The organism is Streptomyces sp. NPDC002853, assembly GCF_053591915.1.
In genome coordinates this window covers 319919-340775 of record NZ_JBSFUS010000004.1, presented here as the reverse complement: position 1 = coordinate 340775, position 20857 = coordinate 319919, and the positions used below count along the sequence as shown (strand labels likewise).

General features: G+C 69.6%; 21 protein-coding genes. 14 read left to right on the top strand and 7 right to left on the bottom strand.

The window, feature by feature from the left end:
- Nucleotides 1–40 precede the first annotated feature (40 nt).
- Entirely contained in the window at nt 41–979 is a 939-nt protein-coding gene (locus ACWD02_RS12750) for an AraC family transcriptional regulator (protein WP_451208357.1), read from the top strand.
- A 48-nt stretch (nt 980–1027) separates the two neighbouring features.
- On the opposite strand, the gene ACWD02_RS12745 is transcribed toward ACWD02_RS12750, so the two are convergent.
- Both ACWD02_RS12745 and ACWD02_RS12740 read right to left on the bottom strand, forming a co-directional pair.
- On the bottom strand, nt 1028–1504 hold the full coding sequence (locus tag ACWD02_RS12745) for a carboxymuconolactone decarboxylase family protein (protein WP_451208355.1): 477 nt from the start codon (nt 1502–1504) through the stop codon (nt 1028–1030).
- Between the two features lie 141 nt (nt 1505–1645).
- Nucleotides 1646–2398: a sulfite exporter TauE/SafE family protein gene (locus ACWD02_RS12740; RefSeq protein ID WP_451208352.1), complete on the bottom strand. Its 753-nt coding sequence runs from the start codon at nt 2396–2398 to the stop codon at nt 1646–1648.
- Between the two features lie 234 nt (nt 2399–2632).
- Here ACWD02_RS12740 and ACWD02_RS12735 point away from each other — a divergent pair, with 234 nt between their 5' ends.
- Both ACWD02_RS12735 and ACWD02_RS12730 read left to right on the top strand, forming a co-directional pair.
- Complete coding sequence (locus tag ACWD02_RS12735) at nt 2633–3577, top strand: LysR family transcriptional regulator (RefSeq protein ID WP_451208349.1); 945 nt, start codon at nt 2633–2635, stop codon at nt 3575–3577.
- A 63-nt stretch (nt 3578–3640) separates the two neighbouring features.
- Nucleotides 3641–4603, top strand: coding sequence for an ankyrin repeat domain-containing protein (locus tag ACWD02_RS12730; protein WP_451208346.1), 963 nt, complete (start codon nt 3641–3643; stop codon nt 4601–4603).
- Between the two features lie 24 nt (nt 4604–4627).
- Here ACWD02_RS12730 and ACWD02_RS12725 read toward each other — a convergent pair whose 3' ends face one another.
- Nucleotides 4628–5737, bottom strand: coding sequence for a sugar ABC transporter substrate-binding protein (locus ACWD02_RS12725; RefSeq protein WP_451208343.1), 1110 nt, complete (start codon nt 5735–5737; stop codon nt 4628–4630).
- A 672-nt stretch (nt 5738–6409) separates the two neighbouring features.
- Here ACWD02_RS12725 and ACWD02_RS12720 point away from each other — a divergent pair.
- From ACWD02_RS12720 to ACWD02_RS12695, 6 genes are all read left to right on the top strand, one after another.
- A complete protein-coding gene (locus ACWD02_RS12720) occupies nt 6410–6613 on the top strand; it encodes a cold-shock protein (protein ID WP_100598391.1) in 204 nt (67 codons plus the stop codon).
- Between the two features lie 165 nt (nt 6614–6778).
- Nucleotides 6779–8308, top strand: a complete 1530-nt coding sequence (locus ACWD02_RS12715) for a DEAD/DEAH box helicase (RefSeq protein WP_451208339.1) — start codon at nt 6779–6781, stop codon at nt 8306–8308.
- Between the two features lie 114 nt (nt 8309–8422).
- Complete coding sequence (locus ACWD02_RS12710) at nt 8423–9001, top strand: TetR/AcrR family transcriptional regulator (RefSeq protein WP_451208336.1); 579 nt, start codon at nt 8423–8425, stop codon at nt 8999–9001.
- A 93-nt stretch (nt 9002–9094) separates the two neighbouring features.
- Nucleotides 9095–9877: an oxidoreductase gene (locus tag ACWD02_RS12705; RefSeq protein WP_451208334.1), complete on the top strand. Its 783-nt coding sequence runs from the start codon at nt 9095–9097 to the stop codon at nt 9875–9877.
- Between the two features lie 93 nt (nt 9878–9970).
- On the top strand, nt 9971–10540 hold the full coding sequence (locus ACWD02_RS12700) for a TetR/AcrR family transcriptional regulator (protein ID WP_451208331.1): 570 nt from the start codon (nt 9971–9973) through the stop codon (nt 10538–10540).
- Nucleotides 10541–10640: 100 nt separating this feature from the next.
- Entirely contained in the window at nt 10641–11837 is a 1197-nt protein-coding gene (locus ACWD02_RS12695) for a GDSL-type esterase/lipase family protein (RefSeq protein WP_451208328.1), read from the top strand.
- A gap of 45 nt (nt 11838–11882) precedes the next feature.
- Here the strand turns inward: ACWD02_RS12695 and ACWD02_RS12690 are convergent, their stop codons facing one another.
- A complete protein-coding gene (locus ACWD02_RS12690) occupies nt 11883–12632 on the bottom strand; it encodes an ankyrin repeat domain-containing protein (RefSeq protein WP_451208326.1) in 750 nt (249 codons plus the stop codon).
- A 295-nt stretch (nt 12633–12927) separates the two neighbouring features.
- On the opposite strand from ACWD02_RS12690, the gene ACWD02_RS12685 reads away from it, so the two are divergent.
- Together ACWD02_RS12685 and ACWD02_RS12680 are read left to right on the top strand one after the other, a co-directional pair.
- The gene (locus ACWD02_RS12685) at nt 12928–13125 is read left to right on the top strand and encodes a hypothetical protein (RefSeq protein ID WP_451208324.1); all 198 of its coding nucleotides are present in this window, start codon (nt 12928–12930) and stop codon (nt 13123–13125) included.
- A gap of 692 nt (nt 13126–13817) precedes the next feature.
- The gene (locus ACWD02_RS12680; protein WP_451208321.1) at nt 13818–14162 is read left to right on the top strand and encodes a MerR family transcriptional regulator; all 345 of its coding nucleotides are present in this window, start codon (nt 13818–13820) and stop codon (nt 14160–14162) included.
- Nucleotides 14163–14232: 70 nt separating this feature from the next.
- On the opposite strand, the gene ACWD02_RS12675 is transcribed toward ACWD02_RS12680, so the two are convergent.
- Nucleotides 14233–14961, bottom strand: a complete 729-nt coding sequence (locus ACWD02_RS12675) for a sigma factor-like helix-turn-helix DNA-binding protein (RefSeq protein ID WP_451208318.1) — start codon at nt 14959–14961, stop codon at nt 14233–14235.
- 576 nt (nt 14962–15537) lie between these two features.
- Between ACWD02_RS12675 and ACWD02_RS12670 the strand changes: the two genes are divergently transcribed.
- Complete coding sequence (locus tag ACWD02_RS12670; RefSeq protein ID WP_451208316.1) at nt 15538–17610, top strand: SpoIIE family protein phosphatase; 2073 nt, start codon at nt 15538–15540, stop codon at nt 17608–17610.
- On the opposite strand, the gene ACWD02_RS12665 is transcribed toward ACWD02_RS12670, so the two are convergent.
- Entirely contained in the window at nt 17607–17786 is a 180-nt protein-coding gene (locus ACWD02_RS12665; RefSeq protein ID WP_451208313.1) for a hypothetical protein, read from the bottom strand. The two genes, ACWD02_RS12670 and ACWD02_RS12665, sit on opposite strands and share 4 nt — an antisense overlap.
- A gap of 257 nt (nt 17787–18043) precedes the next feature.
- On the opposite strand from ACWD02_RS12665, the gene ACWD02_RS12660 reads away from it, so the two are divergent.
- Together ACWD02_RS12660 and ACWD02_RS12655 are read left to right on the top strand one after the other, a co-directional pair.
- A complete protein-coding gene (locus ACWD02_RS12660) occupies nt 18044–18883 on the top strand; it encodes an endonuclease/exonuclease/phosphatase family protein (RefSeq protein WP_451209187.1) in 840 nt (279 codons plus the stop codon).
- A gap of 58 nt (nt 18884–18941) precedes the next feature.
- A complete protein-coding gene (locus ACWD02_RS12655; protein ID WP_451208311.1) occupies nt 18942–19829 on the top strand; it encodes a DUF2268 domain-containing protein in 888 nt (295 codons plus the stop codon).
- A gap of 8 nt (nt 19830–19837) precedes the next feature.
- Here the strand turns inward: ACWD02_RS12655 and ACWD02_RS12650 are convergent, their stop codons facing one another.
- A complete protein-coding gene (locus tag ACWD02_RS12650; protein ID WP_451208308.1) occupies nt 19838–20845 on the bottom strand; it encodes a DMT family transporter in 1008 nt (335 codons plus the stop codon).
- Between the last annotated feature and the right edge of the window lie 12 nt (nt 20846–20857).

Sequence of the window (20857 nt, the reverse complement as noted above, 5' to 3'; positions counted from 1 at the left end):
AGCCGAACGCGACGGGCGGCAGCAGGAAGGGCGAGGCCGGATGGACATCCTCACCGAGGCGCTGGCCTCGATGCGCACGGGGCACCCGGCGTCCGTGCGGACCAACGGCCGCGCCCCCTGGGGCCTGCGCCTGCCACCCGTGGCGGGCGCCGGTTTCCACGTGGTGCTGTACGGAACGTGCTGGCTGGTCCCGCTGCCCGAGGCGTCCCCGCACCTGGAGCCGGTCCAGCTGAACCCCGGGGACGTGATCTTCCTGCGGGACGGGCGGGGCCACATCCTCGCCGACCACCCCTCCACCCCCGCCGAGGAGTACAAGGCCGCGCAGTATCACGGGAGTTCACCCATCGGCTCGGTCACGCTCGGCGGGGAAGGCGCCGCGACCAGCCTGCTCTGCGGCAACTACCACCTGGACCAGGGGCGCCCGCACCCGCTGGTGCGCCAGCTGCCCGAGGTGATCATCCTGCCGACGCGGCACGGCCGCCATCCGGAGCTCAGCGCCGCCGTCCAACTCCTCGGCTCTGAGCTGGAGAACCCGCGGATCGGCTCCGACGGCATCGTGCCCACCCTGATCGACTCGCTGCTCCTCTACATCCTGCGGGCCTGGCTGGACGATCAGCCCGCCACCGCCGCCCAGGGATGGGCGGCGGCCCTGGGGGACTCGGCGGTGGCGCCCGCCCTGTCGGCCATGCACGACGACCCCGCGGCCTCGTGGACGGTCGAGTCCCTCGCGGCGCGCGCCGGTCTGTCCCGCGCCGCGTTCGCCCGGCGGTTCGCCGCGCTGGTCGGCGAACCGCCGATGGCTTATCTGACCCGCTGGCGCATGACGACCGCCGCCCGCATGCTGCGGGAGTCCGACGCCCCGCTCACGACGGTCGCGGCCCGTACCGGATACGGCTCGGAGTTCGCCTTCGCCAAGGCCTTCAAGCGGGAGTACGGCCTGGCGCCGGGCGGCTACCGGCGCCAGAACAGGGCGGCCTAGCGGCGGTCCGGTCAGCTCAGCCGCTCAGCCGCTCAGCCGCTCAACTGCTCAGCCGAACTGGCCGGGCTGGTACTCCCCGGCGGGCTGCCGGACGATGAGGTTGAAGCGGTTGGCCGCGTTGATGAGGGCGATGAGCGCCACCAGGGCGGTCAGTTGCTCCTCGTCGTAGTGCTTGGCGGCGTTCGCCCACACCTCGTCCGGGACGCCCCCGGCCGCGTCGGCGATCCGGGTGCCTTCCTCGGCCAGTTCCAGGGCGGCGCGCTCGGCCTCGGTGAACACCGTGGCCTCGCGCCAGGCGGCGACCAGGTTGATGCGCACCTGGGACTCCCCGGCGTGCGCGGCGTCCTTGCCGTGCATGTCGGTGCAGAATCCGCAGCCGTTGACCTGGCTCGCCCGGAGCATCACCAGGTTCTGGGTCGCGGACGGCAGCGTCGACTCCGAGAAGATCGCCTTGCTCGCCGACCCGAGGTGCTTCAGGGCCTTGGCCGCGAGGGGGCTGCCGAAGAGGTTCAAGCGGGCTTCCATGGTGAACTCCTTGCCGTGATGGGCGGTTTCACCTCCTACACGTGGCAGCCCGGCCCGTTTCGACAGCGACGACTGTGACGCGCGTCTCCCTGCCCCGAGCCGCTGGGCGCGGCTGGAAGTGGCGGGAGGTGGCGGGAGTGCTCACACGGCCACGGCGACGGCCGCCGTCACCCCGACGGCCACGATCAGCCCGCGCAGCACGGCGGGCGAGAGGCGGCGTCCCACGCGCGCGCCGATCAGACCGCCCAGGGTCGAGCCGACGGCGATCACACCGGCCACCGTCCAGTCGACGCTCGTCACCGCGATGAAGATGACCGCGGCGACACCGTTCACGATGGACGCGAGGACGTTCTTCATGGCGTTCAGGCGCTGCAGGTCATCACGGAGGAACGACCCGAACAGGCCCATGAGCAGCACCCCTTGGGCTGCCCCGAAGTACCCGCCGTAGACGCCGGTGACCATGACGCCGGCCCACATCGGGGCGCCGCCGTCCTTGCGGCCTCGGCCGCCGCGGCCGGCGAGCCACTTCTGGAGGCGGGGCTGCAGCAGCACCAGAACGCAGGCGATCAGGATCAGCACCGGCACCACGGAGCGGAACGTGTCGGCGGACAGCTGCAGGAGCAGGACCGCGCCCGTGACACCTCCCAGAAGGGATGCGATGCCGAGCTTGATGAGGCGCGACCGCTGGCCCTTGAGCTCGGCGCGGTATCCGTACGCCGCGCTGATCACGCCCGGGACGAGACCGATGGTGTTGGAGACGTTGGCAAGGACCGGCGGACAGCCGAAGGCGAGCAGCGTGGGGAAGGTGATCAACGTGCCGGAGCCGACCACCGCGTTGATGCCGCCTGCCGCGACGGCCGCGGCCGCTATGGCCGCTGTTTCGAGCGCCTGCATGGATCGCCCTCCCGGGACGGTCGGCGTACCGGAGCGGAGTGCGGGCAGCCCGGGACGGAGAAGTCTGGTGCCGAGCCGGTGGGTCGGCACCCCGCCCGGTCCGCCCGCCCTCCGGATGGCGTGTGAACCGGGCCGGGTTGCCGCCCTGGGCCCGCAAAGATCGTCCCGCCCGCCCGACACCCAAGTCAATCCTCGGATTTCCTTGCAGACCCCCAAGCTGTAGCTTCACCCTCCATGACTCTCGACGACCTGCGTGTCTTCGTCGCCGTCTGCCGAACGGGCAGCCTCAGCGCCGTCGCCCGCGAGCTGTCCTGTACGCAGCCCGCGGTCAGCCAGCACATCAAGCGCCTGGAGCGAGAGCTCGGGCTAAGCCTCCTCGAACGCCACCCGCGCGGGGTCGTCCCCACGCCCGCCGGACAGCTCCTGCACAACGCGGCCGCCGGCGGCCTGGGCGACATCGACCACGCGTTGCGTCGACTGAACGACCTGGTGCACGGCGAGGCCGGATCGGTGCGGATCACCACCGGCGCCACCACGGTGCGGCACTTCATGTCCGACGCGATCGTCGCCTTCCGCCGACGCCACCCTCAGGTGAGCCTGGAATTCCAGACCGCGCACTCCAGCCGCAGCTGCTTCGACGCCCTCATCGCGGGCGGCCTCGACCTGGCCTGGATCACCATCGGCGCACCGGTGAAGGGCATCGAGCAGCGTCCCGTCATCGAACTGCCCTGGGTGCTGGCGGTCCACCGAGACGACCCCCTCGCCGCCGAGTCGCGGATCACCACCGCCGACCTGGCCGGTATCCGACTCATCGGGCTCCCGGAGAGCACGACGTCCCGCGCGCGCCTGGACGCCTGGTTCACCGAGCGCGGCATCAGCCCGGCCTCCGACACCAGCGTCGCCGACTGGGACACCGCCCTGCTGCTCGCCGAACTGGGCCTGGGCCACGCGATCGTCCCCGACCTGCCGGGCTGGCGCGGCCCCGGTCACCCCGACCTGCGTCTGATCCCCATCCCTGAACTGCCCACCCTCTGGACCGGTTGGGCGGTGCGCCGCTGGGACGCACTGTCTCCCTTGGCCAGGACTTTCGCCGACACGGTGAGCCACAACTGCCCGGGCGCACGAATCCCGCAGCAGGCGACGCAGGAGCCGGAGACGATTGTCAGTGGCTCTCTGTAACGTTCAGTGTGTGGCCGGTGACGACACGATCAGACGGTGCGGCCACCATGAAGGGGGAGTGTCATGCCTGTTGTCGAGAGTGACGGCTGGGCGGGTCTGGGCTGGGAGGGCTGGCGCGACCACGCGCTGGTCCGCGATCGGCTGGAGCGCGGAGCCGATCCGAATGTGTGGGGCGGCAGCCGCCCGCTGCACAGGGCGGCCGAGTTCGGCTCACCGGAGGTGGTCGCCGAACTGGCCCGCCGAGTCGACGACGTTGACGCCGAGTCGGGGGGCCGCACCGCGCTGTGGGTCGCGGTCCTGGCCGACCGCGCGGACAACGCCCGTGTCCTGGCCGCCGCCGGGGCCGACCCGTGGCGCACCGTGCTGGCGGACTGGTCCCCGGGGAGGCTCAGCCTGGCGGGGCCGGTCCCGGACCTCTTCATGGTTCCGTCCGGTGAGCGCGGCCTGACTCCGGCGGAAGCGGCCGCCGCGACGGAGGGCAGACGGCTGACCGCTGCGCTGGGCGACCTCCACTCCGACGGCACGGGGCTCGCATGCGTGGCCGGGATCGACGCGGCCGAGGCCGCGCGCCGGCTCGGGGCCGGGCCGTATGACGACCCCGAGCTCGACGTACTCCTGGAGGACCCGATCTCGTACGACATGGACGAGTCCCTCCAGGTCATCGGCGCCACCGATGTACCGGGCGGCTGCGTCATCACTCAGCCCTGGGGCTACGCACCGCAGATGCCCGGCGTGCAGACCCTGCTCTCCGCGGGCACCGTCTGCTACGGCCTCTATGCCAATCCCAAGAGCGGCAACCAAGGCAGCATCGTCCGCGACGGCGTCATAGAGGGCTGGGATCTGCACCCAGGAGGAAGCCCCGACGAGGACGACTCCTCGGAAGAGGTCCTCGCCGCCTACCTCTACCGCTACAACGCCGTCGCCTACGCCTGCGCTTTCGTGGGCCTGCGCCCGGCCGATGCCCGCGCAGTCACCGGCCCTGCCGACCGCTGGCTCAAGCTGCCCCGGCCCGACTACTGGCACTGAGCGGCCGACGGGCCGCACACCGGCCTAGCCCTTGAGACCGACCGTCGCACACGCCGCCTTGAACTCGGCCGTGCAGATGTCATTGGTCTTGTAGATGCCGTCCTTGATGACCGTGGACTTGATGGTGTCCCGGGTCAGGGGACGGACGGAGACCAGAAGGGAGGGGATGTTCTTCGTGGTGGCGTTCTCGGACCGGTCCCCGGCCAGGGCGTCGTACTCGACCATGCGGCCCTGGGCGATGCGGACCGCCATCTCCGCGGCGCCGACGGCCTCTTCGGGGTAGGGCTTGTAGACGCTCATGTACTGCTCGCCCGTGACGATGCGCTGCACGGCCGACAGCTCCGCGTCCTGGCCGGTGACCGGCGGCAGGTCGGTGATGCCCGCGGCCTTGAGGGCCTTGATGGCGCCGCCCGCCATGCCGTCGTTGGCGGAGTAGACGGCGGCGATGTTGTCCTTGCCGATGGCGGTGATCGCGTCGGTCATGTGGGCACCGGCCGTCTGCGGTTTCCAGCCATCGGTGTCGTACGACTTGGCGATGTCCACCTGGTTCTGGAGCTGGGAGAGCGCGCCCTCCTTGAACACGGCGGCGTTCGGGTCGGTCGGCGCGCCGTTGATCATGACGACCTTGCTGTTCTGGCGGTTGCCGCCGCCCAGCGCCTTCAGGATCGCCTGCCCCTGAACCTGACCGACCAGTTCGTTGTCGAAGGCCACGTAACCGGATACGGGCCCCTCGGCGAGACGGTCGTAGGCGATGACGGGGATGTCCGCTTCCTTCGCCTTCTTGACCGACGGTGCGAGCTTCTTCGCGTCCACCGCGCTCACCAGGATCGCGTCGACCTTGTCGGCGACCATCTGGTCGAGCTGGCCGTTCTGCTTGGCCGCGTCACCCTTGGCGTTGGCGTAGACGAGCTTGCCCTTGCCGTTGGTGAGCTTCCTGACCTGCTTCTCGATGATGGGGTGGTCGAACTTCTCGTAGCGAGCCGTCTCCTCCTCGGGCAGGAGCAGACCGACGGTGACCGCGTCACCCTTCCTCTCGGTCTGTGACTTGCCGTCGTCCGAACCCAGCAGGCTGCCGCAAGCGGCGAGCGAGAGTGCCAGGGCGCTCACAGATACGGCGACGGAGGCTTCACGCATACGGGTTTTCATTCGCCCACTTCCTCGATCGGACCGCTTCGTTGTGGTCCGAGATGGCTGAAAGCCAACCCGGGAGCGTTCCCGGCGTCAAGGAGTCAATGCATAACGAGATTGCAATGGAATGTGCGTTTCAGTATTGAAGTGCCCCGCATTTACACGTGACAGCAGGAGTGTCCGCTGGCTGCGGCGGAGCCGTGTGGGGTCGGTGGAGGCGACGTGGAGGCTGCATGAGTTGAAGAGCGGTCTCGGTGACGCTCAAGGGGCGGCCGGGAACGAAGCGGACCATTCGGGCCTGGTCGGTTCGCTCGCACTCCAGGGTCGACACTCCGGCACGCTCCACCGGTCGGCTCGCCCCGCTCCGTCGGCTGACACGCCGCTCCGAGGGTGCTCGCCCTGGGAAGGTGACCGCAGGTTTCCGCAATGTGGCGCGGGCCCTGAGCCAGTCGAGCGAAATATGTAGAGCTTGCCCGTGCCGCGAAGCTGATCTCGTGCTACTGTTGATCGTAGTTGCAGTTGTGGTTCCCATAAGACTTCAAGTGCCTTTGGTGGAAATATTCCGCCGGGCACTTTTGTATTTCCGGGAGAAGTTTTCCCGGACGGGGCAATCAACGTGGCGACGCCGGGGTTCGCACAGTGCGGGTCTCGGAGCTTGCCCCGAAGGAGAAAAATAGTATGGCTACTGGCACCGTGAAGTGGTTCAACTCGGAAAAGGGCTTCGGCTTCATCGAGCAGGAGGGTGGCGGCCCGGACGTCTTCGCCCACTACTCGAACATCGCCACCCAGGGCTTCCGTGAGCTTCAGGAAGGCCAGAAGGTGAACTTCGACGTCACTCAGGGCCAGAAGGGCCCGCAGGCGGAGAACATCGTTCCTGCCTGACGCTTGAAGCGTTAAGACGACGCTGGTGTCCGCGCCTCACGGCGCGGGCGCCAGCTCGTTGCTGTTTACAGAAGGTTTTGTCTTTTTTCGGCTCGTGCTTGCAATTCGTTCGGTTGAAGTCCACCGAGAATTCCTCGATGCGTGCCATATCGAGGAAGGTTCTCCATGAACCGTTCAGCGCGCGCGAACGACCGATATTCCAATCCCCGTAACAGCGGCGGCCCCCGCGGTGCCAACCCCCGCAAGGGTGGCGGAGCCCGCCCCGGCAACCGTTCCGGCGGCCAGGGACGCCGCCCCGCCGCACCCCAGGGCGAATTCGCCCTGCCGGTCACCATCACCCCGGGCCTCCCGGCGGCGGAGACCTTCGCCGAACTCGACATGCCGGCCCCGCTCCTGAAGACGCTCACCGGCCTCGGCGTGACCGAGCCCTTCCCGATCCAGGCGGCCACGCTGCCGAACGCCCTCGCGGGCCGGGACGTACTGGGCCGTGGCCGCACCGGCTCCGGAAAGACCCTCGCCTTCGGGCTCCCGCTCCTCGTGCGCACCGCGGGCCGGCGCGCCGAGTCGAAGCAGCCCCTCGCGCTGGTCCTCGTTCCCACCCGGGAGCTCGCCCAGCAGGTCACCGAGGCACTCACTCCGTACGCCCGGTCGCTGAAGCTGCGTATCGCCACGGTGGTCGGCGGCATGTCGATCGGCAGGCAGGCCGGAGCCCTGCGGTCCGGTGCCGAGGTCGTCGTCGCCACGCCCGGACGCCTCAAGGACCTCATCGAGCGCAAGGACTGCCGTCTGGACCGGGTGAGCATCACCGTCCTCGACGAGGCAGACCAGATGGCCGACATGGGCTTCATGCCCCAGGTCACCGAACTGCTCGATCAGGTACGCCCCGACGGGCAGCGGATGCTGTTCTCGGCCACCCTCGACCGCAACGTCGACCTGCTGGTGCGCAGCTACCTGCACGACCCGGTGGTCCACTCCGTCGACCCCTCCAAGGGCGCGGTCACCACGATGGAGCACCACGAACTGCACGTGCACGGCGCCGACAAGATGGCGACCGCCACCGAGATCGCGGCCCGCGACGGCCGCGTGATCATGTTCCTCGACACCAAGCACGCCGTCGACCAGTTCACCAAGCACCTGATGGGCAGCGGCGTACGAGCCGCCGCGCTGCACGGCGGCAAGTCGCAGCCCCAGCGCACCCGTACCCTCGCCCAGTTCAAGACCGGCGCGGTGACGGTTCTGGTGGCCACCAACGTCGCGGCCCGCGGCATCCACGTCGACAACCTCGACCTGGTGGTCAACGTCGACCCGCCCATCGACCACAAGGACTACCTCCACCGCGGCGGCCGTACGGCCCGCGCCGGTGAGTCCGGCAGCGTCGTCACCCTTGTGACGCCCAACCAGCGCCGCGACATGAGCCGTCTGATGTCCGCCGCCGGGATCCGGCCACGGATCACCCAAGTGCGCTCCGGGGAAGCCGAGTTGAGCCGCATCACCGGGGCGAAGGCGCCCTCCGGAGTGCCCGTCGCGGGCAGTGAGCCCACCGAGCGCCCCAAGCAGCGCGGCGGCGCCCCCTTCCGGGGCATGGGCACCCGTCCGGGACAGCCCGGCCGCTCCGGTGGCGGCTCGCGCCGGTCCGCCGAATCGCGCGAGATGGCCGAGGCCCGCAAGGCGGCGCGCGTACGTCGCGCTGCCTGAGTGCCCGTACGGCGGCATGTGTCGCGCTGTCTGAGGCCGTATGACCGCACATGCGGTGCTGCGTCTGGGGGCGGTTCTTGACCTCTAGGTCAAGAACCGTCTAGTCTCCTGGGCATGGGCAGGCCGAAGCAGTTCGATCCGGAGGCCGCCGTCGAGCAGGCCATGGACGTGTTCTGGCGCAAGGGGTATGCCGCCACCACGCCCCAGGACCTGGTGGACGCGCTCGGCATCGGCAAGGGCAGTCTCTACAACACCTTCGGCAGCAAGCACGCCCTCTTCGAGCGGGCGCTGCGCCGCTACCGCGACAGTCAGGCCGCGGCTCTCGTCGAGATGCTCGAGGAGTCGGGCCCCGTGAAGGAGCGGTTGCGTGCGGCGCTGTGGCTGCTCGTCGAGATGGACCTCGCCGACCCGGACCGGCGCGGCTGCATGGCGGTGAACGCTGCCGCCGAGCTGGCCGGGACGGACGCCGTGGCGACCGATCTGGTCCGGCGCATGTTCGACCGCACCGAAGACGCCTTCTCCGCGCTGGTGGAGAAGGGGCAGCGGGCGGGCGAGGTCGACCCCGGCCGTGACGCTCGCGCCATCGGGAGCCTGCTGCTGACCACGGTCGTCGGCCTGCGGCTGATGGCGCGGGTCGTGGAAGGTCCGGAGCGTCTCACCAGGGTGATCGACGCGACGATCGACTCTCTCTGAACCGACTGAACCCTCCCGTGTCTGAACCTCGTTGACGCGTACCTATGTTTTGTACCTGTAATTCAAAAATTGGTGTGAAGGAGCTTGAGAAGCATGGAACTCGACCTCAACGGCAAGACCGCCGTCGTCACCGGCGCCAGCCGAGGGATCGGCCTGGCCACCGTCAGGGCACTGATGAGTGAGGGCGTACGCGTCGTGGGCGCGGCCCGCACCATCACCCCCGAACTCAAGGAATCGGGAGCCTTCGCCGTGTCGGCCGACCTCAGCACCCCGGACGGGGTGGCCGTGCTCATGGACGGTGCCTTCGCCGAACTGGGCGGCATCGACCTGCTGGTGAACAACGTCGGCGCCGGTGACGCCGTGAAGCCCGTTGGCTTTCTCGACACCGACGACGACCAGTGGCACGGCGTCTTCGACCTCAACCTGCTGAGCGCGGTCCGCGTCAGCCGCGCCGCACTGCCGAGCCTGATCGAGCGCGGCGGTGCGATCGTCAACGTCTCCTCCATCAACTCCCGCCTCCCGGCGGCCGGTCCCGTCGCCTACAGCGCCGCCAAGGCGGCGCTCACCTCGCTGGGCAAGTCGCTGGCCGAGGAGTTCGGGCCGCGGGGCGTACGGGTCAACACCGTCTCGCCCGGCGCGGTGCGCACCGCCATCTGGGAGGACCCCGACGGCTTCGGGGGTGAGATCGCGGCCGGCGCCGGGATGGAGCACGGGGCGTTCCTCGCCCAGATCCCGACGGCGTTCGGCATCACCAGTGGGCGGATCACCGAGCCCCGGGAGGTGGCGGCGCTGATCACGTTCCTGCTCTCGGGCGTGGCGGGCAATGTCACCGGAGCGGATTACGTGATCGACGGGGGCACGGTTAAAACGGTCTGACCTCGCGCGCCCAGCTCTTCCTTCAGTGCTTGCTCATTTGCCTAAAGGTATTAGGTAGACGCATAATCGGTTAAGCCGAAGGAAGGGAAGGGCATGGTTCGCGCAGGACTGACCGCGGAGCGCCTGGCGCAGGCCGGAGCGGAGCTGGCCGACGAGGTCGGCTTCGAGCAGGTGACCGTCTCGGCACTCGCCAGGCGCTTCGACGTCAAGGTCGCGAGTCTCTACTCGCACCTGAAGAACTCGCAGGACCTCAAGACGCGGATCGCCCTTCTCTCCCTGGAGGAACTCGCCGACCGGGGCGCCGCCGCGCTGGCCGGGCGGGCCGGGAAGGACGCGCTGACCGCGTTCGCCGATGTCTACCGCGACTACGCGAGGGAGCACCCCGGGCGCTATGCCGCGGCCCGGCTGAGGCTCGACCCCAAGACGGCGGCCGCCAGCGCGGGTGTCAGGCATGCGCAGATGACGCGGGCGATCCTGCGCGGCTACGACCTGACGGAAACCGACCAGACCCACGCGGTCCGGATGCTGGGCAGCGTCTTCCACGGTTACGTCAGCCTGGAGATGGCGGGGGGCTTCAGCCACAGCGAGCCCGGCTCGCAGGAGTCGTGGGAACGCATCCTGGATGCCCTCGACGCACTGCTCCGGAACTGGCCCGCGGCCTGACCGGGGCCATATCGGCGGCCTCGGCGGCCCAGCTCAGCCGTGCCCCGCACCCCCACCGGCAGCCCCCCCAGACACGATGATCAGCAAGTGGAGACCGACCATGGACACCGAGCACGACGACTGGATCACCACGCCCATCACCGCCGACATCCTGCGCGGCGCCCTCGACCTGGAGCGCACCGAGCACGGCGTCCTGCCGCATCGGCTGCCCGCATGGGCCCGCGCCCAGTGCGCCGACGGGCAGCTGGCCATGGCGGAGTCCCAGCCCTCCGGCGTACGCCTTGCCTTCCGGACCCGCGCCACCGTCATCGAACTGGACACGTTGCCCACCAAGCGCGAATACGTGGGCGCCCCGCCTCGCCCGCAGGGCCTTTACGACTTGCTCGTCGACGGCCGCCTGGCGGATCAGGCCTCCGTGAGCGGCGGCAACGTCCTGACCATCGACATGACGAACGGGAAGACCGAGACCCGGCTCGGCCCGCCCGGCACCATCCGTTACGCCCAACTGCCGGACCGCGCCAAGGACATCGAGATCTGGCTGCCGCACAACGAGACCACCGAACTCGTCGAACTGCGCACCGACGCACCTGTCGAGCCCGCACCGGACCGGGGCCGCAAGGTGTGGCTCCACCACGGCAGTTCGATCAGCCATGGCTCCGACGCGGCGAGCCCCACCGCTGTCTGGCCCGCCGTGGCGGCTTCCCTCGGCGGCGTCGAGCTGATCAACCTCGGCCTGGCCGGCAGCGCGCTTCTCGACCCGTTCACCGCCCGCACCCTGCGGGACACCCCCGCCGACCTGATCAGCATCAAGATCGGCATCAATGTGGTCAACGCCGACCTGATGCGTCTGCGCGCCTTCGGTCCGGCTGTCCACGGCTTCCTCGACACCATTCGTGAAGGCCACCCCGGCACGCCGCTGATGGTCGTCTCGTCCGTGCTGTGTCCCATCCACGAGGACACGCCCGGCCCCAGCGCGCCGGACTTCAGCGACCTCAGCGCGGGACGGCTGACGTTCAGCGCCATGGGCGATCCGGCGGAGCGCGCCGGCGGGAAGCTGACGCTGCGCGTCATCCGCGAGGAGCTGGCACGGATCGTGCAGCAGCGATCGGCCGAGGACTCCAACCTGCACTACCTCGACGGTCGGGAGCTGTACGGGGAGGCCGACGTCGCCGAGCTGCCGCTGCCGGACCAGCTGCACCCGGACGCCGCCACTCACCGTCGTATGGGCGAACGCTTCGCCGAGCTGGCCTTCGCGGCCGACGGTGCCTTCGGGGCCTCGGCGGTCCGAGGGGCCTGACCAACTTCAGGTCGGCCGCCCCGGCGCACTGTTGGGGCAGGTGCCTCACCCGAGGTCCGCGCGCGCCTTGGATCCCTGGGTGAGCAGCCACTGGACGACGTCATCGGCGTCCTGCGCGCGGGCGATGTCCAGGGGTGTCATGTCGTCGTAGCCGATCCAGTTCACATCCGCCCCATGGCGCAACAGGAGCTTGGCCATGGGGAGTTGGTTGCCGTGGCAGGCACCCCAGAAGGCGCTGGTGATCGCGGCCTCGGTGGGGGTGGGGGAGTCCGGGGCGGAGAGGAGGGTCTCCACCTGGTCGAGCAGACCGAGGGTGGCCGCGTCCTGCAGGTCCGCGCGGGCCCCGTGCTCCAGGAGCCTAAGGGCCGCCCGCCACTGGCCGAAGCCGCGCGCGTCGGCGAGCGGGGTGCCGCCGCCGATGACGGCGCCGGACGCCTCGATGTCGGCGCCGGCGGCGATGAGGGCGTCCAGGGCGGCGACGTCGTCGTTGCTGGCGGCCCAGTGCAGGGGCGTCTCGGTGTGGGCGCCGACGAAGCGGGCGTCGGGGTCGGCGCCCGCGGCGACGAGGGTGGCGATGACCTCCGCGGTGTGCGGGCGGTGGCCGGGCCAATCGGTGGCGATGTGCAGCAGGCTGCGCCGACCCGCTGCGGGTCCGTCCTGACTGATCCGGCTGGTGGCCAGAGTGGGGTGGTCGGCCAGGAGCTGACGCAGCACTGGGACGTCGCCCTTCTGGATCGCCTCGGTCACCGAGACGGCCAGCGGATCCGGGGAGTCGAGGATGTGTTCGATGTGCATGACGAGGAAGCCTCCTGCTCGGTGCTGCTAGGTGCTGGTAGGTCCTGCCGGACTGCCTGGCCCAGCACTTTGCACCCCACTGCGAGCCACCATTCACGGCGCAGCGCTGCCCACGCACGGACATCATCCCGCCGTGAGCGACGGCTGCAGCAACAACGGTACGAACAGGACCCCCACCCAAAGCCTGAAGCAGCAGAATGCGGCGGCCTGTTCATGGTGTCGGCGGGTATGCGAACCCCACTGTCGTGGTGGCGGCGAGAGGTCCACCGACGCCACGAATACTGAAGGAGCCCCCATGATCTCTCTCCCCAACCGCAAGCGTCTCGCCACCTTGACCGCCGTCTCGACGGCTGCGATCGGTGGCACGACAGCTGCCACGATCGGCGCGGGAGCACCCGATGCCGTGACCCTCGCAGCCGCGGTCGCCGCCTTCGGAGTCGCAGCAGTCGTAGGCGCTGTCCGCCTCGGCGCCAAGCCGGCTCCCGCAGCCTGAACCCGCCGCGCACTCCTCGTCCCGCCCCTGGGCGACATCGACTACCTGTCTGACGGACACGCGTAAATCTATGTCGGCCGGAGTAGACATTGGGTGGCGGTGTGGTTATGGTTTCTCTCGTAGCCGAGATCGAGCAAGGCCCGGCAGACACGAACTGCCGGGCAGCATTACCAGCAGTACGAGCAGTGCCAGCAGTACGCAGGACGGTGCGGTGGTGGAGTTTCGAAGCCAGAGCGGTTGCAGGACGGCGACGGGACTGGCGACCGGACCGGGTGGCCCGCAGTGATCAGGGGCCGCCGTGAGCAGTACCGCAGGTTGCAGGAACAGCAGTAGGCAGTACGAGCAGTAGCAGTACATGCAGTTCGAAGTACCCGCAGTAACAGCAGTACGCAGTTCCCGTGTTGCAAGATCAGAGGGAAAGAACGGAGGGGCAACGCCATCAGGATCGCCCGGGCGGAAGTTTGAGTCCGGGTACCGCAGGACATCGACAGTGAGGTGGTCTTCGGTCGAGCAACGATCCCCGTACCCCCGGCGGCAGTTCGGTCGGGCTTGCGGAAACAGAGGGCCGACGCAGTATCAGGGTCGGCAGATGGTGTAGCAGTTCCTTCGGGGCCCGGGTGCAGACAAGGCATCCGGGCCCCTCCACGCGTTCCAGGCATACAAGCGTTCCATGCGTTGCATAGAGAGGTGCGATGACAGCAGACGACTTGTTCGGGCGTCTCGAAGACGATGACTATCCCGCGTTCACCATGGGCCGAGCCGCCGAGATGCTCGGCACCACCCAGGGATTCCTGCGCGCCATCGGCGAAGCCCGTCTCATCACCCCGCTGCGTTCCGCGGGCGGCCACCGCCGCTACTCCCGCTACCAGCTGCGCGTCGCCGCACGCGCCCGCGAACTCGTCGACCAGGGCACGCCCATAGAGGCCGCCTGTCGCATCGTCATCCTCGAGGACCAGCTCGAAGAGGCCCAGCGTCTCAACGACCAATACCGCGTCGCCGCCGAAACGGCAGAATCGTCCAGCTCACCCGCGGCCTGAGACAGGGCCCGTCGACGCCGGTGACCGGCGGCCTGCGAAGGTGAGCCACGGCCCGGTGGTCAGCGAACCATCACGGCGTGGTGGCGATGGTGAACGTGACGAGGGCGATGAGGATTGTCACGGCTGCCCAGACGCTGCGCGTGAGCGTGCGGATCCGGCGTTCGCCGTCCTCGCGTACGGAGGCCGGGTGACTCACGGTGCTGCCCGACATGCTTTCGAGGAACACGACGAGTGCTTGCCGCGTCGCGTCCCACGGTTGATCGGGGCGCAGTTCGCGGAGCGCCGCGCGCGCATACAGCAGTCTGTTGCGGGTGGCGGCGGTGCCGGCCTCGGTCTCGGCGGCTGCTTCGGACACGCGCAGGCCCAGTCCGTCGCACAGCATGAGCGCGCGGCGCTGCCGGGGAGGGAGATCGAGTATCGCGCGCAGGAGCGGGTCGGCCGGGACCGGGGAGGAGCGGAGGAAAATTCTGCGAAACCGGTGCCAGGGTGACAGGGCATAGGCGTGTGCCCGTATGCGTACCCATCCCACCGGGTCGGTGTCCCGGGCGACTTCGGGCCAGTGGTCCCACGCTTGGTGGAACGCGTGCTCCGCCGATTTGAAGGCCAATCGGAGACTCCCCGTAAGCACGTGTGCCTGGCGGATCAACCCAGGGGCGGCGTAGACGTACAGAGCGTCGAACGCGTCTTCCGGGGTGAGTTCCGGAGTGGGTGTACGAGGTGCGGGAAGGGCCGGGTGCGGAATACCGCCCGCGGGTGGAGCGGCTGTCACGGGCTCCGCGCCGAGCGCACGCAGCAGCATGATGCGGCTCCTGGCCGACGGCTCGGCGCGTGCGGTTCGGGGACGGTCGGCCGGGGGGCTCTCGTGAGGCGTCTCTCCTGGAGCGTCGAGGCGCCCGACTTGTGCAGCGATCTCTCGTCTCCTTGCTAGGGCCTACGCCTGCGCGGGCGGCCGACCGTCCGCATGCCAACGCTTCCAACACCGCTTGCCCTCAAGGGGTTTCGCCCCCGCGTTCCGGAATTGACGTTCGAGCAAAGGCAGTTGGCGACTGCCTCGCTGACATGGCTGACATGCGTGGTCCCGAGAAGGCGCCACGGCTCGGCGCTCGGGTCATATCGACCATACCGGCTCTGGATCATGTGGTGGTTCTCGGCATCCCCGGGGGAACTGGTGCAGCTCCCTGGCATATGACCCACAGGGCGCGACAGGCTTCTGATCAGGTGTGATGACCTTTGGAATATGCCAGAGGCGCGACCTTCACCGCTTCCGCCTCCGCCCTGGCAGCCCTGTCGGGTCGTGCTGAGCCCAGGCGCGGGTGAGCATGGAAGGGCCGTGCCCCGGCGATGGGCAGGGTGCGCGAGGCGGGAGGTGTTCGGCATGCGCGACAGCGAAGCGGAATCCGACGCCGATGGCCTCGGCGGGACCGTGCCACCGGGCGGGCTCATGGACCTGCTGGGTGTCTGCGCGGTCGTCCTGGACCAGTCAGGGCGCATCGTGCTGTGGAGCCCGCAGGCCGAAGAGGTCTTCGGTTACACGGCCAAGGAGGCGCTGGGGTGCTACGCCGCGCACCTGCTCGTCGACGAGCGGCACCGCGATCTGGCGGCCGGACTGTTCTCCGAGGTGATGGCCACCGGGACGAGCTGGGCCGGTGCCTTCCCGGTCCGCCACAAGGACGGGGTCAACCGACTCGTGGAGTTCCGCAACATGCGGCTGCTCGACGAGGACGGCGAGGTCTACGCGCTCGGGATCGCGGCCGGCCGGCAGGTGCTCCACCGCATGGAGACGGGCCTGGCGCTGTGCGAGAAGCTGGTGTCCCAGTCACCCATGGGCGTAGCGCTGCTCGACCGCGAACTGCGCTACCTCCTGGTCAATCCCGCACTGGAACGGATCAACGGCCTGTCGGCGGCCGACCACGTCGGCCGCCACCCCCGCGACATCCTCACCTTCCTCGACGTCGAAACGATCGAGTCCTGCCTGCGCGAGGTTCTCGCCACCGGGACACCGATCATCGACCGCTACGCCGTGGGCCGTACCCCCGCCGATCCGGATCACGACCATGCCTGGTCGGTGTCGTACTACCGCCTGGAGGGGGCCCACGGGCAGCTGATGGGGGTGGCCAACTCGGTGGTGGACATCACCGAACGCCACCGTGCCGAGGCCGAGGCGGAGCGGGGACGCCGCAGACTCGCCCTGCTCGCCACGGCCGCCGCGAGCGTGGGCACGACGCTGGAGGTGGAGCGGACAGCCCAGGAACTGGCCGACGTGATGGTGCCCGACCTGGCCGACATCGCGGCGGTGGACATCCTCGACTCGGCACTCGAACTGCGGCACGGCGCCGATGCCGACGGACCGCGCCGGTTCAGGGCGCTGGGCCTGGCGAGGGCCTATCCCTCCGAAGCGGCCGAGGCCGCCGACCAACTCGGCGGCCTTGCCTCATACCGCGCGGACCGCCTGATCACCCGCTGCGTCCGCACCGGCCGACCCGTCCTCGTGCCCGATGTCGGCGCGGCGGACCTGGAGCACATCGCCCGTGACCCGGACGCCGCGCGGCTCCTGGCCCGTTCCGGCGTCCACTCCTATCTCGCGGTGCCGCTCACCGCCCACCAGGAGGTACTGGGAGCCGTGGACCTGGTGCGCGCCCGCAACGCGGAACCGTTCGACGACGACGATGTCCTGCTGGCCGGCGAACTCGCCCACCGGGCCGCCATCGCCATCGACAACGCCCGCTGGCACCAGAGCATCCGTCTCACCGCGGAGACCCTCCAGCGCAGTCTGCTGCCAGGGCCCCCGCCACCGCTGCACGGACTGGACATCGCGTCGCGCTACCAGCCGGCCCAGATCTCGTGCGCGGTGGGCGGCGACTGGTACGACGTCATCCCCCTGGACGGCGACCGCACCGCACTGGTCGTGGGCGACGTCATGGGCCACGGCATCGACGCCGCCGCCACGATGGGCCGCCTGCGTACCGCCACCCAGGCCTTCGCCGACCTGGCCATGCCTCCCGACGAGGTACTGCGCCACCTCGACACGACCACCGCCAGACTGGAAACCCACATCGCCACCTGCGTCTACGCCGTCTACGACCCCCATCGCCACGCCTGCCACATCGCCAACGCCGGTCACATGCCCCCGGTGCTGATCCCCCTTGGCGGCCCGCCGCGCCTGCTGGCACTGCCCGAGGGCACTCCTCTCGGGGTCGGTCACGCGCAGTACCGCACCATCGAACTCGATTTGAACCCCGGCGACCGCCTCGTCCTGTACACCGACGGCCTGGTCGAGACCCGCCATCACACCATCGACGAACGCCTGGACGAGCTCCTGCGCCTCCTCGACCACAGTGGCCCCCTGCAGGCCACCTGCACCCACCTCCTGGAGGCTTTGCGCGACGGGGACACCACCGACGACATCGCGCTCCTCATCGCACAGGCCAGGCAGGGCACCGAGCGTTAGGCCCGCTTCGGAGGGCAGAGGATCGTCGTGTCCAGCGGACCCAGGGTGACGACGGACTCGGAGATCCCGGAGGTCCAGACGGTGTCGCAGACCGTGCAGGTGAAACGGTTGGAGAGGCCGTCCGTGTGACGGCCGCAGCTCGGGCACTGCTCCGTCGTGAAGTACGCGTCTGCCATGGCTGTGCACCCGTCACTAGGCTTTTCGTCCGATCAGGTCGCCGGGTCCCGCTGTGCGCCCTGAACATCTACGAGGACATGTACGGATGATGCCTCACCAGTGAAGCGGACGGGCAGGGCGGACGCGGTGGTGATGGTGGTGCCCGGTCGGCGTGCCGTAGCGGTGAAGGAACGGAAGCGCGTGTTGCCGGCGACCTCGTCCCATAACCTCGTGCGTGGAGACGTCAGATGCTCTGTGCAGCCACACCAAGGAGGCGATGGTGCTCGCAAGGACCACACGGTTGCTCGCGGGCGCCATGACCCTGGCCTGCATGGTGCTCATCGGTCCCAGCGCGCCGAGCGACGCCCTCTTCGGTGGATCGCGGCCTGTCGAGGCCGTCAGGGACGTCGTGCCGAACCGGGTGATGACGTGGAACATCTGCAACCCCTGCGAGGAGAGCGATGTGGACCGGGCCGCGGAGATCGCCTCGTACGCGCCTCAGGTCATCGGTCTGCAGGAAGCGTGCGTGGGTGACGTCCAACGGATCCGGGACTATCTGGAGTACCTGCACGGGCTGGTCTACCACGTCGAGTACGGCTCGGTGCTTAGCAGTTGGGGTCGCTGTGGGGGAGTGCCCTGGAGCCCCGGGGGCTTCGGTCAGGCGGTTCTCTCGGCGGCGCCGATGACCGACCGCGTGAACGAGGAGTACCCCGACGGCGGCTCCGAGGACCGCGGCTACATGGCGGTCACCACGACGGTGGGCGGGCGGTCCGTGCGGGTCTTCAACACACACCTCGCCCAGCGGCAGCAGGAAGAGGTCCGGGCGGACCAGGTCGGCGTACTGGCCACCGCCGTCGCCCGGCACGACCGCGCCATCGTGCTCGGCGACTTCAACGCCGTGCCCCAGGCTCCCGAACTCTCCCGGATATGGGATCTGGCAGCGGACACGGACGAGCAGTGCCGTCCCGTGTCCGCCGGCACCTGCAAGCCGACCACCGACTGGCTCAGCAAGTTCGACTACGTCTTCCTGCGCGGCATCGCCCCGCTGAGGCACCGCGTACACCTCACCTCGTACTCGGACCACAATCTGCTGCACACCGATGTGGACCCGGGCTGAGCGGTGCGCGAAGCGGCACTTGAACCTCCCGCTGCGTGAGGTCCTACGGTCCTGAGCCATGAAGATTGTTGTTCATGACACCGCGTCCGCCATGCACGACCTCCTGAAGCGACCGCTGGACGAGCGGCCCGACGCCCTGCGGGACATGCTCGCCCCTCTCCAGGGCGCGATGTCCGTGATGGGCGACCCGGACCTCGTCGCGATGCACCAGCAGGGCAGCGGCTTTCGGCTCGACCGTGACGATCCGCGGTATCTGCCCGCCCTGCGTCAGATGCGGGACGCGGGGGTGTGGGACCGGGTCGAGGAGTCCCTCGTGACCTCGTGGGAGCGGATCAGCGGCGCCGTGCCCGGCATCAAGCACGCCGACACCGTGCACGTCGTCCTCGTGCTGGGCAATCCCGACGACCCCCACCTGACGGAGCGCAGCGCCGGTTACTTCGGCATGGGCGGGATTCCGGGCGCGATCCATCTGACGATGTGGCCCACCGGCACGAGCCTGCGGAAGATCGGCCACGGCGCCGCGCACGAGCTCCACCACAACGTCCGCTACGCCAACGTGGCCTGGGACCCGGTGGCTGTCACCGTCGGGGAGTGGGTCGTCTCCGAGGGCCTCGGCGAGGCGTTCGTGCGGGAGATGGCCGGCGAGGAGGCCATGGGGCCGTGGTCGAAGGCGCTGACCGGCGCCGATCTCGACCACGCCCACAGGAAGATCACTGCCGACATCGACGTGGCAGGGATGGAGAAACTGACCGCGTACGTACTCGGTGACGCCACCGCCCAGCTCATGGGGCAGCAACCCGTGGGACTGCCGGACTTCGCCGGGTACGCGGCCGGGCTGCGCATCGTGGACGCCCACCTGGCGGCCTCCGGTCTGACCGCCGCGCAGAGCACCGCTCTGCCGGCCCGCGAGATCCTCGCCAACGCGGGCGTGCCGACCGGCGCGTGACGATTCGCTCACTGGCGCGCGGACGGGCCGTCCACTCGCTCCGCGTCCGCGGTACGCACCGCGCTGCCCGAGGCGACCACCCGGCCCGTCCGCGTGCCCGTCAGCGCCGCGAGCGCCACCGCCGCCAAGGCCAGCGCGACGCCCGCGACGGTGGCCGCCGTGACATCCGTGTCACCGTGCGGCAGCAGCAGATCGAGCGCCAGCGAACCGACCAACTGGCCGGTGATCGTGCACAGTCCGAGGAGCAGGACGCCGAGTTTCTGCACGGCGGCGACCGCGATGGTGATGAAGGAGATGCCGACCAGGCCGCCGAGGTAGACGTACGGCTCGGTCGGCAGGCGGGACGGCACCCCGGCGGCCACGGCGTGCACCAGGAAGATCACGCTCAGCGCGGCGGTACCGGCGACGAAGTTGAAGAACGTCCCCGCGTACGCGGACCCGGCGGCGTTCTTCACATGGCCGTTGACCGCCTGCTGCCAGCTCACGCACACGCCCGCGACCAGCGGCAGCAACAGCATCAAGTAGGGGAATCCGCCGCCCAGTTTGTCCGCCATCGACAGGCCCACGGCCGCGAGCACGAGCACCGCACCGACGACCCTGCGTCGGGTGGGCCGCTGCGGTCCGGCGGGACCGAGCCCCATCCGGTCGAAGAGCAGACCTCCGGTGACCTGGCCCGCGACGATCGCGACCGTGAACAGTGCGACCCCGAGCGCTCCCACGGTCAGTCCCTGCGCGAGCAGGAAGGCGGCTCCTCCGAAGCCGCCGAGCACCTGCCACCACTTGAGCCGCCTGCCCCGTACGTCCGCGAGCACCAGGCCGACCCCACGGCGCGGCCCGCGCAGGACGAGGAGCCCGAGGGTCAGTACGAGGAATCCCGAGCCGAACGAGATCACCGCGGCTGCGAAACCGTCGCCGCCGAGCCCGGCGGCGAGCTCACCGGTGATGCGCGCTTGCAGGGATATCAGGGTGCCGGAGAAGACGGCGAGGAGCAGCCAGGGGGCTGCGGCGGCGGGCATGTGCGTACGACC